This window comes from Stenotrophomonas sp. Bg11-02, from assembly GCF_002836635.1.
In the GTDB taxonomy this organism is placed as follows: domain Bacteria; phylum Pseudomonadota; class Gammaproteobacteria; order Xanthomonadales; family Xanthomonadaceae; genus Stenotrophomonas; species Stenotrophomonas lacuserhaii.
The window spans coordinates 38,557-53,396 of the sequence record NZ_PJAY01000067.1 but is presented as its reverse complement, the minus strand read 5'-3'; the positions used below and the strand labels follow the sequence as shown (position 1 = coordinate 53,396).

Annotated in this window: 12 protein-coding genes and 2 tRNA genes; 10 read left to right on the top strand and 4 right to left on the bottom strand. The window is 66.7% G+C overall.

Annotation, left to right across the window (positions count from 1 at the left end; genetic code table 11):
• The first annotated feature begins 89 nt into the window (after nt 1-89).
• The 10 genes from CXG43_RS15310 (at nt 90) to pgaD (ending at nt 10,649) form a co-directional block, all read left to right on the top strand.
• On the top strand, nt 90-1,676 hold the full coding sequence (locus CXG43_RS15310; RefSeq protein WP_101100706.1) for a cytochrome ubiquinol oxidase subunit I: 1,587 nt from the start codon (nt 90-92) through the stop codon (nt 1,674-1,676).
• A gap of 15 nt (nt 1,677-1,691) precedes the next feature.
• Nucleotides 1,692-2,846, top strand: coding sequence for a cytochrome d ubiquinol oxidase subunit II (cydB, locus tag CXG43_RS15305; protein ID WP_101100705.1), 1,155 nt, complete (start codon nt 1,692-1,694; stop codon nt 2,844-2,846).
• A gap of 46 nt (nt 2,847-2,892) precedes the next feature.
• Complete coding sequence (gene cydX / locus CXG43_RS15300; RefSeq protein ID WP_042614095.1) at nt 2,893-3,009, top strand: cytochrome bd-I oxidase subunit CydX; 117 nt, start codon at nt 2,893-2,895, stop codon at nt 3,007-3,009.
• A gap of 54 nt (nt 3,010-3,063) precedes the next feature.
• Nucleotides 3,064-3,140: transfer RNA gene (locus CXG43_RS15295), tRNA-Pro, on the top strand.
• An 84-nt stretch (nt 3,141-3,224) separates the two neighbouring features.
• Nucleotides 3,225-3,301, top strand: a tRNA-Pro gene (locus CXG43_RS15290).
• A gap of 172 nt (nt 3,302-3,473) precedes the next feature.
• A complete protein-coding gene (locus CXG43_RS15285) occupies nt 3,474-4,694 on the top strand; it encodes an MFS transporter (RefSeq protein ID WP_101100704.1) in 1,221 nt (406 codons plus the stop codon).
• 278 nt (nt 4,695-4,972) lie between these two features.
• Nucleotides 4,973-7,009 (top strand): poly-beta-1,6 N-acetyl-D-glucosamine export porin PgaA, encoded by a 2,037-nt coding sequence (gene pgaA / locus CXG43_RS15280; protein ID WP_101100703.1) that lies wholly within the window; start codon nt 4,973-4,975, stop codon nt 7,007-7,009.
• Nucleotides 7,010-7,025: 16 nt separating this feature from the next.
• Nucleotides 7,026-8,912 carry a poly-beta-1,6-N-acetyl-D-glucosamine N-deacetylase PgaB gene (gene pgaB, locus CXG43_RS15275; protein WP_101100774.1) on the top strand — a complete coding sequence of 629 codons (1,887 nt, stop codon included), beginning with the start codon at nt 7,026-7,028 and terminating at the stop codon, nt 8,910-8,912.
• A gap of 1 nt (nt 8,913) precedes the next feature.
• Nucleotides 8,914-10,164: a poly-beta-1,6-N-acetyl-D-glucosamine synthase gene (gene pgaC / locus CXG43_RS15270; protein WP_101100702.1), complete on the top strand. Its 1,251-nt coding sequence runs from the start codon at nt 8,914-8,916 to the stop codon at nt 10,162-10,164.
• Entirely contained in the window at nt 10,161-10,649 is a 489-nt protein-coding gene (gene pgaD, locus CXG43_RS15265; RefSeq protein WP_101100701.1) for a poly-beta-1,6-N-acetyl-D-glucosamine biosynthesis protein PgaD, read from the top strand. The genes pgaC and pgaD overlap by 4 nt, the downstream gene beginning before the upstream one ends.
• Before the next feature lie 168 nt (nt 10,650-10,817).
• On the opposite strand, the gene CXG43_RS15260 is transcribed toward pgaD, so the two are convergent.
• From CXG43_RS15260 to argH, 4 genes are read right to left on the bottom strand one after another with little or no spacing between them, the layout of a single operon-like run.
• A complete protein-coding gene (locus tag CXG43_RS15260) occupies nt 10,818-12,074 on the bottom strand; it encodes a glutamate-5-semialdehyde dehydrogenase (RefSeq protein WP_101100700.1) in 1,257 nt (418 codons plus the stop codon).
• A gap of 17 nt (nt 12,075-12,091) precedes the next feature.
• Nucleotides 12,092-13,255 carry a glutamate 5-kinase gene (gene proB, locus CXG43_RS15255; RefSeq protein ID WP_101100699.1) on the bottom strand — a complete coding sequence of 388 codons (1,164 nt, stop codon included), beginning with the start codon at nt 13,253-13,255 and terminating at the stop codon, nt 12,092-12,094.
• 7 nt (nt 13,256-13,262) lie between these two features.
• Complete coding sequence (locus CXG43_RS15250; protein WP_101100698.1) at nt 13,263-13,526, bottom strand: YciI family protein; 264 nt, start codon at nt 13,524-13,526, stop codon at nt 13,263-13,265.
• Nucleotides 13,526-14,821, bottom strand: a complete 1,296-nt coding sequence (argH, locus tag CXG43_RS15245) for an argininosuccinate lyase (protein WP_101100773.1) — start codon at nt 14,819-14,821, stop codon at nt 13,526-13,528. Before argH ends, CXG43_RS15250 begins: the two co-directional genes overlap by 1 nt.
• Nucleotides 14,822-14,840: the final 19 nt, after the last annotated feature.

The following is a 14,840-nucleotide window of genomic DNA, read 5'->3' as shown; positions in this document are numbered from 1 at the left end:
GGCTGTTCGAAGTAGTCGGTCACATCATCGCACCACGTAGACCACCCTTCCCGCACCCCCACGGCACTATCCCACGAGGTAGCCAGGCCATGATTGATTCGACAGTCGTAGAACTGTCGCGGCTGCAGTTCGCCCTGACCGCGATGTACCACTTCCTCTTCGTCCCCCTCACCCTTGGCCTGTCCTTCATGGTGGCCATCATGGAGAGCGTGTACGTCATGACCCGCAAGCCGGTCTGGCGCCAGATGACCCTGTTCTGGGGCACGCTGTTCGGCATCAACTTCGCCATCGGCGTGGCCACCGGGCTGGTGATGGAGTTCCAGTTCGGCATGAACTGGTCGTACTACAGCCACTACGTCGGCGACATCTTCGGGGCGCCGCTGGCGATCGAAGGCCTGATGGCGTTCTTCCTGGAAGCCACCCTGATCGGCCTGTTCTTCTTTGGCTGGAAGCGGCTGACCCCGGTCAAGCACCTCGCCGTGACCTGGTTCATGGCGCTGGGCACCAACCTGTCGGCGGTGTGGATCCTGATCGCCAACGGCTGGATGCAGAACCCCACCGGGGCGATATTCAATCCGGAAACGATGCGCATGGAGGTGGTGGATTTCGCCGCGGTGCTGCTGAACCCGGTGGCGCAGGCAAAGTTCGTGCACACCGTCAGCGCCGGCTACGTGACCGGTGCGATCTTCGTGATGTCCATCAGCGCGCTCTACCTGCTGCGCAACAAGCATCGTGACATGGCACGCCGCTCCTTCGCCGTGGCCGCAGCCTTCGGCCTGCTGTCTTCGCTGTCGGTGGTGGTGCTGGGTGACGAGAGCGGGTATGCCGCCAGCGAACACCAGAAGATGAAGCTGGCGGCGATCGAAGCGATGTGGGAGACCGAGCGTGCGCCAGCGGACTTCACTGCCTTCGGCATTCCCAACCAGACCACCCACCAGAACGATTTCGCGATCAAGATTCCCTACCTGATGGGCCTGATCGCCACCCGTTCGGTGGATCAGCCGATTCCCGGCATCCTGGAACTGGTGGAACGGGCCGAGCATCGCATCCGCGGCGGGCAGATCGCTTACGGTGCGCTGCAGCGGGTGCGTGCGGACAAGAACGATGTGCAGGCGCGCGAGATGTTCGACCGCCACTGGCAGGATCTCGGCCACGGCCTGCTGCTGAAGCGCTATCGCGAAGACATCGGCAACGCCACGCCGGAAGAGATCAGCAAGGCGGCGATGGATACGGTACCGCGCGTTGCCCCGCTGTTCTGGACCTTCCGCATCATGGCCGGGCTGGGCTTCTACCTGATCGCCTTCTTCGCGCTGGCGTTCTATTACTCCTGCCGCAACAACTTCCAGGACAAGCGCTGGTTCCTGACGCTGGCCCTGTGGTCGCTGCCGGCGCCGTGGATCGCCATTGAGTGCGGCTGGTTCGTCGCCGAATACGGTCGCCAGCCGTGGGCCGTCGATGGCGTGCTGCCCACTTTCTACGCTGCATCCGGCCTGGCCCTGCATGAAATCCTCACCACCCTGGCGGTGTTCACGCTGCTGTACACGGTGCTGCTGGTGATCGAGGTCAAGCTGATGCTGAAGGCGATCCGCACCGGTCCCGACGAGATCCTGCCGTCCCTGCAGGCGCCGCGCGCGTCCGTTTCCCACAATGCCGCCCCGGCCCCAGGCCAGGCATAAGGCAGGAGAACCCCGATGGAATTCCTTGGACTCGATTACACCACCCTGCGCATCATCTGGTGGTTGCTGCTGGGCATCCTGCTGACCGGTTGGGCCGTGATGGACGGCTTCGATCTCGGCGTCGGCACGCTGCTGCCGTTCGTGGCGAAGACCGATGAAGAACGCCGCCTGGTGATCAACACCATCGGCCCGGTGTGGGAAGGCAACCAGGTATGGCTGGTGCTCGGCGGCGGCGCGATCTTCGCCGCTTGGCCGCCGCTGTACGCGGTCAGCTTCTCCGGCTTCTACCTGGCCATCTTCGCCCTGCTGTTCGGGCTGATCCTGCGCCCGGTGGGCTTCAAGTACCGCAGCAAGATGCCGGGCAAGCGCTGGCGCGACAACTGGGACCGGGTGTTGTTCGTCGGCGGCCTGCTGCCCGGCCTGATCGCCGGCGTGGCGGTGGGCAACGTGCTGCTGGGCGTGCCGTTCCACTTCGATGACAGCATGCGGATCTTCTACACCGGCTCGTTCTTCGGCCTGCTCACCCCGTTCGCATTGATCGCCGGACTGGTCAGCGTCTCGATGCTGGTGTCACACGGGGCAGCCATGCTGGTGCTGAAGACCGACGGCCCGGTGGCCGAACGCTCGGCCCGCTATGGCAGCGTGGCGGCGCTGCTCAGCTTCGTGCTGTTCGCCCTGGCCGGCGCCTGGGTAGCCTTCGGCCTGCCCGGCTATGAAATCACCTCGCAGGTGGTGACCGATGGACCGACCAATCCCTTGCTGAAAACCGCCGCTGAAGGGGCCGCGGCCGGCGGCTGGCTGCGCAACTACAGCAGCATGCCGGCCACCCTGCTGGCACCGATCGTCGGACTGCTCGGTGCGCTGGCCAGCGCGGTGCTGCTGCGTGCCCGGCGTGGCGGCCTGGCGTTCCTGGCCTCGGGCGCGTCGATCACCGGCATCATCCTGACCGTCGGCTTTGCGATCTTCCCGTTCCTGCTGCCCTCCTCCAGCCAGCCCGGTTCCAGCCTGACCGTGTGGGATGCGTCCTCCAGCCACCTGACGCTGTTCATCATGCTGGTGGCTACGGTGATCTTCCTGCCGATCGTGCTGGCCTACACCACCTGGGTCTACCGGGTGATGAAGGGCAAGACCACCGCCGAAGACATGTCAGACAACCCCAACGCGTATTGATTCCCACGTGCCGGCCAACGGCCGGCACCTCTTGAAGGAGCACACCATGTGGTATTTCGCCTGGATCCTCGGCACCGGCCTGGCCTCGGTCGTGGCCATCCTCAACGGCATGTGGTTCGAAGCCCGCGAGTCGGGCAGCATCGACGGCCGCGACGGTAAATGATGTAACAAAAGTGTTGCCGCCTCGACCTTCACACGGTATCTTAGGCGGCTCCTTCGGGGTGTAGCTCAGTCTGGTAGAGCGCTACGTTCGGGACGTAGAGGTCGCAGGTTCGAATCCTGTCTCCCCGACCACTCCGGTGGTCGGAACGACCGAAGGAAAAATGCGATTCCCCTTGCCGCCCAGTGCGGGAATCGATATGATAGGCGGCTACCCTTCGGGGTGTAGCTCAGTCTGGTAGAGCGCTACGTTCGGGACGTAGAGGTCGCAGGTTCGAATCCTGTCTCCCCGACCACTTTGTTGGTCACGAAGAAACCTGGAAGACGACGGTCTCCCGGGTTTTTTTGTGCCTGTCGTTTTGCCTGGCAACGTACAATGGGCCCTCCCCCACCCTGCCGCACCGGCGTCCGCCCGGTGCCGCCGTTGCATCCGGAGGCCGCCGCGCGCGCCACCGGCAAGGATCCACCATGAGCCCCACCGCCTGCCCTTCGTCGCCTGCGCCTTCGCTGCTGCACGGGCGCCCCCTGGTCTTCGCTGCCATCGTACTGGCCGCGGTCAACCTGCGTACCGCGGTCACCTCGGTCACCCCCCTGCTGGACGTGCTGGGCCAGACGTTCGGCTTCGGCACCACCATGACCGGTGTGCTCGGCATGCTGCCGACCGCCTCGTTCGCCTTGTTCGGCGTGTGCACGCCGATGCTGGCGCGCCGCCTCGGGCTGGAGCGCACCACGCTGCTGGCGATGTCGCTGGCGCTGGTCGGCCTGCTGTTGCGCTCCAGCGCGGTCGGCATGGGCAGCCTGCTGGGCGGCTCGATCATCGCCCTGGCCGGCATGGGCATCGGCAACGTGGTGGTGCCCCCGCTGGTGAAGCGTTATTTCGCCAACAAGGTGGGCACGATGAGCACGCTGTACATCAGCGCGCTGCAGCTGGGCACCATGCTGCCGGCGTTGCTGGCGGTGCCGGTGGCCAACGCGGCCGGCTGGCGCGTGTCGCTGGGCATGTGGGCGCTGCTGGCACTGGCCGCCACCCTGCCATGGCTGATGCTGGTGCGCCGCACCCCGCGCCATGATGTGATCACCGACGGCCCGGATCCGAGTGCGCAGCCGCACGGGCGGGTCTCGGCGACCTCGCTGGGCTGGGGCATGACGCTGATGTTCGGCATGACCTCGCTGATGACCTATTCCATGTTCACCTGGTTGCCGCGCATCGTGGTCGAAGCCGGCGCCTCGCCGGCCTTCGGCGGGGTGATGGTGGCGATGTTCTCCGCGCTGGGCCTGTTGCCCTCGCTGGTGATTCCTTCATTGGCGGTGCGCATGGCCAACCCGTTCCCGCTGGTGTTGATCGGCTTTGGTTCCTTCGTGGTGGCCTTCGCCGGGCTGCTGCTGGCGCCGATGAAGGCCCCGCTGCTGTGGGCCTGCCTGCTGGGACTCGGTCCGTCGACCTTCCCGCTGGCGCTCACGCTGATCAACCTGCGCACGCGCACCCCGACCGGGTCGGCCGCCCTGTCCGGCTTCATGCAGGGCGTGGGCTACAGCTTCAGCTGCCTGGGTCCGTTCCTGGTGGGCTGGCTGCACGACGTGAGCGGCAGCTGGACGTTGCCGTTCGGCTTCCTGTTCTGCTGCGCGCTGGTGATGCTGTGCGCGTCGTGGTTCGCCTGCAAGCCGCGCAAACTCGAAGACCTGTGGTGAATACATCGCTGCGTGAGCAGGCCACCGACGTGACCCCGTCGTGATCGGTCGCAACTGACGCAGCGCGTCAGTTGCTGACCCTGCATCTGTCGCAGGGCGTCTTCCTGCGGTGGCAGCCGCAGCATGCATGTCTGTTGCCGGACGGGCATCCCGTCGCCTTCTGCGCTGCGCAAGGAGGCACGGATGCGCTTCGGGGGTCCCGCATTGCCGGCGGTTGGCACGTGATGTGCGTCACACTTTCCAATTCTTCATCGCACGAACCAGCTGCTGGGGGTTTCATGTCTGTCCATCGTCCGCTGGCGCGTTGCGTCGGCCTGGCCTGCCTCGTCCTGGCGACAGGCGCGCACGCCGCCCCTGCCCCGTCCAACCGCGCCGGGCAGATGGCTGAAATCAGCCGCCATCGCGACCAGGCCCAGTGGCTGGACGCGCTGGCGGCGATCGAGCGCGCGCAGCAGTCCAGCCCCGGTGATGACCTGCTGTACAAGCTGCAGGTGCTGACCCTGGGCGACATCGGCAACGCCAGTCGGGCCTGGCAGATGTACCAGGCGCGCCCGGAGCTGTTCGATGCGGCTCAGAAGGAACGCTTCGAAGCGGACTACCTGGCCCGCCTGGTCGGCTGGAGCATGGCCTACGGCGAAAGCGAAGACACCCGCCTGGAGGAAGCCGAAGACACCCTGGCGCTGATGGAAAAGTACCTGCAGCGCAACGGCACCCCGCTGGCGCAGGCCCCCCGGCGCATCCGCCTGGACCGCCTGATCCTGCTCAACCGCCTGTCCCGCCACGCCCAGTTGCGCGGGGAATATCTCGCCCTGCGCGCCGATGGCGTGGAGCTGCCCGACTACGTGCTGCCGGCGGTGGGCGATTCACTGATGGCTACCCAGCATCCGGACGAGGCGATCCCGGTGCTGTCGCAGGCGGTGAAGAATGACCCCTCGCGCTTCCAGGCACGCTCGGAACTGGCCTATGCGTACCTGGAAACCGAGCAGGCCGGCACCGCCATCGACTATCTGGTGAGCTGGCAGAAAGACGAGCCGATCTGGCGCTGGGGCCCGAATGCGCGTGCCCCCTATGCGAACTGGGCCCGCTATGAGGCCGACCTCAACCTGGCGATGATCCGCGCCTACAGCAACGACCTTCCGTCCGCCCAGGGCGAGCTGGAGCAGATGGTGGCCACCGGGCCGGGCAACGGGGGCCTGCAGACTGCGCTGGGCGGCGTCTACCAGATGCGCGGCTGGCCGCGGCGTGCCTTGGAACGCCATCAGCTGGCCTATACGCTGGATCCGCGCGATGTCTCCCCGCGCATCGGCATGTTCGAGTCGCACATCGCGCTGCAGCGCGACGACCTTGCCCGCCCGATACATGACGACCTGCTTGCCCGCTATCCGAACCAGCCTTCGGTGCAGCGCATGGACCGTGCCTGGCGCGCACACCGCGGCTGGCAGCTGGACGCCAATGCAGAAGTCGGCCGCAGCAGTGGCGGCGGCGGCGCTTCGCCGCTGGGCAACGACGATGGCAGTTACCGCGTGAGCGCGTCCTCGCCGATCCTGGCCGATCGCTGGCGGGTGCTGGCCTTCGCCGACCGCCGTTCGGTGGACTTCCAGAACCAGCGCATCAACCCGTGGTGGTTCGGTGCCGGGGTGACCTACCGCTTCGACCAGCTGGACGGCGAACTGGTGGCCTTGCATCCGAATGACGACGTCGGCGATACCGGCCTGCGCGCGGGGCTCGGCTGGCAGTTCAACGACCAGTGGCATCTCGGCGCAAGTGCCGCACGCAACGATGCCGATGCCTCGATGCAGGCCCGCGTGTCCGGCATCACCGCCGACAGCGTGGCGCTGGCCAGCACCTATACCCGCAACGAGCGCACGCAGTGGCGGATCGGCGCCAGCCAGTACCGCTATGACGATGGCAACCACCGCGACACCATCAGCACCTCGGTGGAACAGCGCCTGCTGAGCCGCCCGACCCTGCAGGTGGATGGGCTGGGCAGCCTGTATGCCAGCCGTGGCAGCCGCGATGAGGTGCCCTACTTCAATCCCTCCCGCGACCGCTCCGTGGAGATCGGCCTGCGCATCGACCAGCAGTTGTGGCGGCATTACGAGAAGCATTTCCGCCACCGCCTGACCGTGTCGGTAGGCGACTACTGGCAGGAAAGCTTCGGCAGCGCACTGGTGCCCTCGGTTGAGTATCGCCATGAGTGGCAGATCGGCGCGGGGCGGATTTTCGAGTACGGGGTGCGCTGGTCGCGTCCGGTGTATGACGGTCAACGCGAGCGGCATGTCGGCCTGGAAGCCGGCCTGCGCTGGGGAGAATGAGATGCGGGTGAACAACATGCGACTGCCGATGATGATGGTCCTGCTGGTGCTGCTGGCGCTGTGCGCGCCGCTGCAGGCGCAGACCCGCCCGGAACTGGATGCGGCCGGCAACGGCCTGCTGGTGCTGAGCTACCACGACATCCGTGATGACGTAGCGGCCAAGGGCGATCCGGATGCCTATGCGGTGAGCACGCAGAACTTCGCTGCACATCTGGACTGGCTGTCCGCGCACGGCTACCACCCGATCTCGCTGAGCCAGCTGGTCAAGGCATCGCGTGGCGAAGCGGTGCTGCCGTCCAAGCCGGTGCTGCTGACCTTCGATGACGGCCTGCGCAGCGTCTACAGCAAGGTCTACCCGCTGCTGCGCGCGTACGACTATCCCGCCCTGGTGGCGGTGATCACCGACTACGTGGACATGGCGCCGGATCGCACCATCGATTACGGCTACCGGCCGTTCGGTCGCGATGATTTCCTGACCTGGGAGCAACTGCGCGAGATGAAGGACAGCGGCTTGATCGAGCTGGCCAGCCATACCGACAACCAGCACCACGGCGTGCAGTCCAACCCGCAGGGCAATTCCACTCCCGCGGTGATCACCCGTGCCTTTGATCCGGCCACCGGCCGCTACGAGACCGCGGCGGCCTACGAAAAGCGCCTGCGCGATGACCTTTCGCGCAGTGCCGGACTCATTGAAAAGAACCTCGGCGTGCGTCCGCAGGCGATCGTCTGGCCGTACGCGGCCTACAACCAGCTCAGCAACGAGATCGCCGAGCAGCTCGGCATGCCGGTTTCCTTCGACCTGGAAGGTCGCAGCACGCCGGTCACGCGCGACCTGCACGGCCTGGCGCGGCTGCTGGTGACCGGCAATCCAAACGTCACCGGGCTGGCCTTCGAACTGCGCCGCAACACCACCCTGGACGGCACCCGCGCCCTGCAGATCGACATGGACGCGGTGTATGACAAGGACCCGGCGCAGCTGGCGCGCAACCTGGACACGCTGATCGACCGGGTCAAGAAGATCGGCCCGACCCACGTCTACCTGCAGGCCTTCGCCGACCCGGACGGCAACAACACCGCCGATGCGCTGTATTTCCCCAATCGCCACCTGCCGATGCGCGCGGACCTGTTCAACCGCGTGGCATGGCAGTTGAAGACCCGTGCAGGCGTCAAGGTATACGCGTGGCTGCCGGTGCTGGGCTATGAACTGCCCGATCCGGCGCAGAAGCAGGCGCTGGGCATCGCCAGTCCGGAAAAAGACGGCATGTACCGGATGGACTTCACCAAGCCGGCCGCGCGCCAGATCATCCTGGACATCTACGAAGACCTGGCGATCAACTCCTACTTCGAAGGGCTGCTGTTCCACGACGATGCCTACGTACGCGATACCGAACTCACCGGCCTGGCGCAGGAAGGCCTGGACGGCAACCGCACCCAGGCGCTGATCGACTTCACCCTGGCCCTGCGTGACCGTGCGCAGCGCTGGCGGCCGAAGCTGGGCACCGTGCGCAACCTGTATGCGCAGCCGGTGCTGGAGCCGCAGAGCGCGGCATGGTTCGCCCAGCGCCTGGACCTGTTCAACGCCGCCTACGACCATACCGCCCTGATGGCGATGCCCTGGATGGAAGGCAGCCGCCACCCCGAGCGCTGGCTGGACCGGCTGGTGGCTGCGGTGCGTGAACACGATCCGGAGCTGAAGCACACCCTGTTCGAGCTGCAGACCGTTGACTGGCGTACCCGGACCGCGATCCCCGGCGAGCGCCTGCGTGCGCAGGTACGTCGCCTGCAGGCACAGGGCGTTCGTCACCTGGCCTGGTACCCGGATGACTTCATCGCCGACGAGCCGTCCACCGCCGATGCACGCGCGGCGATGTCGGCGCGCAACTTCCCCTATCCGGAGCGGTGACATGGACCACACGCCTGTCTACTACCTGTTCCAGTTCGCCTTCTTCTACCCGATGGTGATGGCGTTCTTCTGGATGTCGGGAGGCCTGTACTACTTTCTCCGCCGCGAGCGGAAGTCGCGCGACCGCAATGATCCGCCGCCGATGGACGAGTACCTGTTCACTTCGCTGCTGATTCCGTGCCACAACGAATCGGACAACCTGGACGACACCATCGGCGCGGCGCTGGCGCAGCGTTACCCGGACTTCGAGGTGATCGCCATCAACGATGGCAGCGGCGACGACACCGGCGCGCGCCTGGATGCGCTGGCGGCGATCCATCCGCGCCTGCGCGTGGTGCACCTGGACCGCAACCTGGGCAAGGCCAATGCGCTGCGCATGGGGGCATTGGCCGCGCGCTCGGAGTACCTGGTCTGCATCGATGGCGATGCGATGCTGGAAGAGCACGCCATGCACTGGATGGTCTGGCATCTCACCAGTGGCCCCCGCGTGGGCGCGGTCACCGGCAACCCGCGCATCCGCAACCGCTCCACACTTCTGGGCCGCCTGCAGGTGGCCGAATTCTCTTCCATCATCGGCATGATCAAGCGGGCCCAGCGCGTGTACGGGCGCATCTTCACCATCTCCGGGGTGATCGCCGGCTTCCGCCGCACCGCCCTGCACCGCATCGGCTACTGGGCCGATGACATGGTCACCGAAGACATCGACATCAGCTGGCGCCTGCAGCTGGACCACTGGGACATCCGGTACGAACCCAACGCGCTGTGCTTCATCCTGATGCCGGAAACCCTGCGCGGGCTGTGGAAGCAGCGCCTGCGCTGGGCCCAGGGTGGCGTGGAGGTGCTGCTGCGGCATGGCATGAGCCTGTTCAACTGGCGCAAGCGCCGCATGTGGGGCGTGCTGGTGGAGTACATCTTCAGCGTGCTGTGGGCCTATGTGATGCTGTTGATCATCGTGTTGTGGGCGCTGGGCAAGGTCGTCGAACTGCCGCCGTCGCTGTACATCCAGACGCTGCTGCCGCAGTGGCACGGGGTGATCCTGGCGCTGGTCTGCCTGCTGCAGTTCGCCAGCAGCCTGATCATCGACCGTCGTTACGAAATCAACATCGGCCGTAATTACTTCTGGGTGATCTGGTACCCGATGGCCTACTGGTTGATCAGCCTCTTCACCACCCTGGTGGCACTGCCGAAGACACTGCTGAAGCGAGGCAGGAAGCGCGCCACCTGGGTCAGCCCGGACCGGGGAATTCGATGAACGCCAACAAGCCGTCCCGTCGCTTTGATTCGCGCCTCATCCAGAAGCCGCGCCGGCAACCCCGCCTGCAGCGCACCGCGTGGGGCTTCGTCACCATCGCCTTCTGGGCGTTCTATTTCTATCTATGGGCGCCGGTGCTGACCCTGATGTCCTGGCTGGTGGGCGGCCGCCTGGCCTGGATCCAGCTGTACGAGCGCAAGCAGCAGCTCGATCCATTCCTGGTCATCGCCCTGCCGGTATTGCTGATCGGTTGCGCGGCGCTGCTGATCCTGTGGGCGGAGTACAACCGCTACCGTTTCGGGGGCAAGGAGCGCCGCGCCCCGCGCGTGGATGCCGAACTGCCGGAGATCGCGCGTGACCTGGGGGCCAGCGATGCGCTGGCACGCCAGCTGTCCGGCGCGAAGGCGGTCACGCTGCACATGGACGATGATGCACGCCCGGTCGGCATGACCGAACAGGTGCTGACGCAACCTGCTTTCCGGTAGTGACGGCCGCTGGCTGTCAGCGCCTGGCCGTCGTGGGTGACGACCGTTGGTCGTCACATCTTTGCCGCTGCGCTCGCCGAGCATGGCTCGGCGCTACCGGGTGACGACCCGCAGTGGCTCGGCGCTACCGGGTGACGACTCGCCCCGGTGGGTGACGACCGTTGGTCGTCACACCTTTGCCGTACGCACCTGCCCTTCCCCGCGCACCACGAAACGTTCCACCGTCAACGCTTCCAGACCCATCGGGCCGTACGCATGCAGGCGCGTGGTGGAGATGCCGATCTCGCTGCCCAAGCCGAGCTGGCCGCCATCGGAAAAGCGCGAAGAGGCGTTGACCATCACCACTGCCGATTGCAGCGCATGGATGAAACGCTCGGCATTGGCGGCGTCCTGGGTAGCGATCACTTCGGTGTGGTCGGAGGTGTAACCGCGGATATGCGTGATCGCAGCCTCCACGTCATCCACCACTCTCACCGCGATGATCAGATCCAGGAACTCGGCCGCGTAGTCCTCATCGGAAGCAGACGTGCTGCCCGGCAGCAACGGCTGTGACAGCGCATCGGCGCGCAGCTCCACGCCGCGCGAAGCCAGGGCCTCGCCGGCGCGCGGCAGGAATTCCCCGGCGATATCACGATGTACCAACAGGGTTTCCAGCGAATTGCACGCCGAGGGCCGGCTGCACTTGCCATCAACCAGCAGTTCGAGGGCTTGGCCGATATCGGCGCTGGCATCCACGAACAGGTGGCAGACGCCCTTGTAGTGCTTGATCACCGGCACGCGCGCATGCTCGGCGACGAAGCGGATCAGGCCTTCTCCTCCGCGCGGAATCGCCAGATCGATCAGCTCGTGCAGCTGCAGCAGTTCCAGCATCGCCTCGCGGCGCAGGTCGGTCAGCACCGTCACCGCCGCCTCCGGCACCCCGTGGGCCGCCAATGCACTGCCCAGCGCAGCGGCGATCGCGGTATTGGAATGGATCGCCTCCGAGCCGCCGCGCAGGATCACCCCGTTGCCGGCCCTCAGGCACAGCGCCGCGGCCTCGGCGGTGACGTTGGGCCGCGCCTCGTAGATCATCGCGATCACCCCCAACGGCACGCGCACTTTCTGCACGCGGATCCCATTGGGGCGCACGTCGTCGCGCGTCACCTGGCCCACCGGGTCCGGCAGCCCGGCCACCTCGCGCACTGCCTCGGCCATGGCGAACAGCCGCGACGGGTCCAGCATCAGGCGATCCAGCATGGCGTTGCCGATGCCCTTCGCGCGTGCTGCGGCAAGGTCACGCGCATTGCCGGCCAGGATCTGTCCAGCGTTGGATTCCAGCGCCGCAGCCATGGCCCGCAGCAGCGCGCCGCGCTGCGCCGTGTCCAGCCCGGCCACCATGGTGGCGGCGGCACGGCAGGCGCGTGCCTGTTGTTCGATGTCACTCATGGGAATCGCCTCGTGGTTCATACCAGCACCAGGTCGTCGCGGTGCACGACGTTTCCACCATAGTTGTAGCCCAGTGCCGCTTCGATGTCGCGCGAATGGCGACCAGCGATGCGGCGTATGTCGCTGGCCGCATACTGGGTGATGCCGCGTGCCACGCTGACCTCGCTGCCTGCATCGCCCGCCCGGGAGCGGATCTCCACCATGTCGCCGCGGCGGAACTCCCCGTGCGCGCCGGTGATGCCGCCGGGCAACAGCGAAGCCCCCTTGGCCCGCATTGCCTGCACCGCGCCATCGTCGACCCAGATCACCCCGGGTTCCACGGGTGCGTGCCGCAGCCAGTACTTGCGTGCGGCCTCGCGACTCTGCGCGGCATGCAGGCGCGTTCCCTGCAGGCGCCCCTGTGCCAGCGCACGCACCACATCGCCGTTGCGGCCATTGAACAGGATCGTCTCGATGCCCAGCCGCGCTGCCTTGGCTGCGGCTTCCAGTTTGGTACGCATGCCGCCGGTGCCGGCGCTGCTGCCGCTGCCCCCGGCCATCGCCAGCACCTCGGCAGTCAGTTCATGCACCTGCGCGATCGGCCGTGCAGACGCATCCCGGCGCGGATCGGCGCTGTACAGGCCGTCGATGTCGGTGGCGATGAACAGCACATCGGCATCCACCAGCGCCGCCACGGTAGCGGCCAGGTTGTCGTTGTCGCCAAGCTTGAGCTCGTCCACCGATACCGTGTCATTTTCATTGACCACCGGCAGCGCGCCCAGCCGCAACAGCTCGTTGAGCGTGGCACGGGCGTTGAGGTAGCGACGGCGGTTGCGCAGGTCATCATGGGTAAGCAGCACCTGCGCCACGGGACGTTCGAAGAAGCGTTGCCACAGCCCGATCAGCTGGGCCTGGCCGAGTGCGGCCAACGCCTGGCGGGCAGCCATCGCCGCGCCATTGGCCTCCACCCGCGGCAGGATCGCGCGGCCGGCGGCGACCGCGCCGGAAGACACGATCACCACCTCGCGGCCGGCCAGTACGTTGGCCGATACGAACTGGGCAAGCCCCAATGCGTAGCGCGGGGACAGCCCGCCGCCATCGGCGGCGAGCAGGCTGCTGCCGACCTTCAGCACGGCGCGCCGCCAGTCCGGCAACGCTTGTTCGGGAAACGGCGATGCGGTCATGGCGGCAGGGTCGCTCATCAGGGGCTCAGCGGGTGGTCCATTCGTGGACGGTCAGGTCCGAAGACTGCAGGGTCACCAGCGGATCGCGCGCGACGATGGCACGCGCCTGTTCCAGGCTGGCGACGTTGCACAGCACGTAGGCGCCACCGCTGCCGTCACTGAAACCACCGGTCAGCTGCAGCTGGCCGGCGGCACGCAGTTCGTCGAGGAAAGCGATGTGTGGCTGCACTGCCGCCGGGTCGAAATCCGGCCGGCGCATCGCCATCACCAGGTAGACGGTGCCGGCCATCAGGCCAGCGCCTGCCAGCGCGCGCGCAGGACGTCCAGGCGCAGGTCGGCGGCGGCGCCGGGCGACACCCGGGCGGCCAGGCTGCCTTCCGGCGTACGGCCCTGCCCGGCCGTGTCCGCACCTGCGGCAGCGGCCTTGTAGGCCTCGCGGAACGGTACGCCGGCCACAGCCGCCTCGACCGCCACATCGGTGGCGTACATGCCCGAATCGATGCCAGCCAGCAGCTTGTCATTGCGCCATTCCAGGTTGGCCAGCAGTGCCGGCAGCAGTTCCAGCGCGGCCAGGCCGCGGCCGAAGCCATGGAAGATCGCGCCCTTGGAGCCCTGCAGGTCACGGTGGTAGCCGGACGGCAGCGAGAGCAACTGCTCGATCTCGGTACGGGCAGCGGCGACGCTGGCATGGGTGGCGCGCATCAGCTCGATGACATCGGGATTGCGCTTGTTGGGCATGATCGAGCTGCCGGTGGTGTACTGCGCGGGCAGTGCCACGAAGCCGAATTCCGCGCTGGTGAACAGCGACAGGTCCCATGCGATGCGGCGCAGGTCCAGGGTGGCGCCACCGAGTGCTTCCAACGCGGCCATCTCGAACTTGCCGCGCGACAGCTGCGCGTAGATCGGCGATACCTGCATGCGCGCGAAGCCGAGCGCGGCAGTGGTGTGTTCACGGTCCAACGGCAGGTTCACGCCGTAGCCGGCGGCGGTACCCAGCGGATTGGCATCCACCAGCGCGTGTGTATCGCGGGCGCGGACAGCGTTGTCGATGAACGCCTCGGCCCAGCCGGCCCACCACATGCCGGCGGAGGAAACGACGGCACGCTGGATGTGCGTATAGCCCGGGATCGGCAGGTCCTTTTCGGCTTCAGCACGGTCCAGCGCCACCTTGGCAATCTCCGCGCTGAGCTGCGCCACGCGCTGCAGCTTTTCCTTCAGCCACAGCCGGGTCGCCACCAGCACCTGGTCGTTGCGGCTGCGGCCGGTGTGGATGCGGCGGCCGGCATCGCCAAGACGGTCGGTCAGGCGCGCTTCGATGGCCGAATGGCCGTCTTCGTACTGTTCGTCAAGCACGAACCGGCCGGCGCGGAAGTCATCGGCCAGCACCTCCAGTTCACGCTGCAACCCAGCCAGCTCGTCGGCACTGAGAATGCCGATGTGCTGCAGGCCCTCGGCATGCGCGGCACTGGCGGCGATGTCATGCAGGAAGAACTCGCGATCCAGGATCACGTCATCACCGGCGAGGAAGGTCTGGATCTTTGCGTCGACCGCGACGCCCGGCTTCTGCCACAGAAGGTCTGCCATGCTGTGCTCCATCGGCGGC

What these genes read in the sequence shown, in the direction of transcription:
- CXG43_RS15250 (WP_101100698.1), bottom strand. Translation starts at nt 13,526, where the DNA reads ATGGCCGGCACCGTCTACCTGGTGATGGCGATGCGCCGGCCGGATTTC.
- pgaC (WP_101100702.1), top strand. Translation starts at nt 8,914, where the DNA reads ATGGACCACACGCCTGTCTACTACCTGTTCCAGTTCGCCTTCTTCTAC.
- argH (WP_101100773.1), bottom strand. Translation starts at nt 14,821, where the DNA reads ATGGCAGACCTTCTGTGGCAGAAGCCGGGCGTCGCGGTCGACGCAAAG.
- pgaA (WP_101100703.1), top strand. Translation starts at nt 4,973, where the DNA reads ATGTCTGTCCATCGTCCGCTGGCGCGTTGCGTCGGCCTGGCCTGCCTC.
- CXG43_RS15285 (WP_101100704.1), top strand. Translation starts at nt 3,474, where the DNA reads ATGAGCCCCACCGCCTGCCCTTCGTCGCCTGCGCCTTCGCTGCTGCAC.
- proB (WP_101100699.1), bottom strand. Translation starts at nt 13,255, where the DNA reads ATGAGCGACCCTGCCGCCATGACCGCATCGCCGTTTCCCGAACAAGCG.
- cydB (WP_101100705.1), top strand. Translation starts at nt 1,692, where the DNA reads ATGGAATTCCTTGGACTCGATTACACCACCCTGCGCATCATCTGGTGG.
- pgaD (WP_101100701.1), top strand. Translation starts at nt 10,161, where the DNA reads ATGAACGCCAACAAGCCGTCCCGTCGCTTTGATTCGCGCCTCATCCAG.
- cydX (WP_042614095.1), top strand. Translation starts at nt 2,893, where the DNA reads ATGTGGTATTTCGCCTGGATCCTCGGCACCGGCCTGGCCTCGGTCGTG.
- CXG43_RS15260 (WP_101100700.1), bottom strand. Translation starts at nt 12,074, where the DNA reads ATGAGTGACATCGAACAACAGGCACGCGCCTGCCGTGCCGCCGCCACC.
- CXG43_RS15310 (WP_101100706.1), top strand. Translation starts at nt 90, where the DNA reads ATGATTGATTCGACAGTCGTAGAACTGTCGCGGCTGCAGTTCGCCCTG.
- pgaB (WP_101100774.1), top strand. Translation starts at nt 7,026, where the DNA reads ATGCGACTGCCGATGATGATGGTCCTGCTGGTGCTGCTGGCGCTGTGC.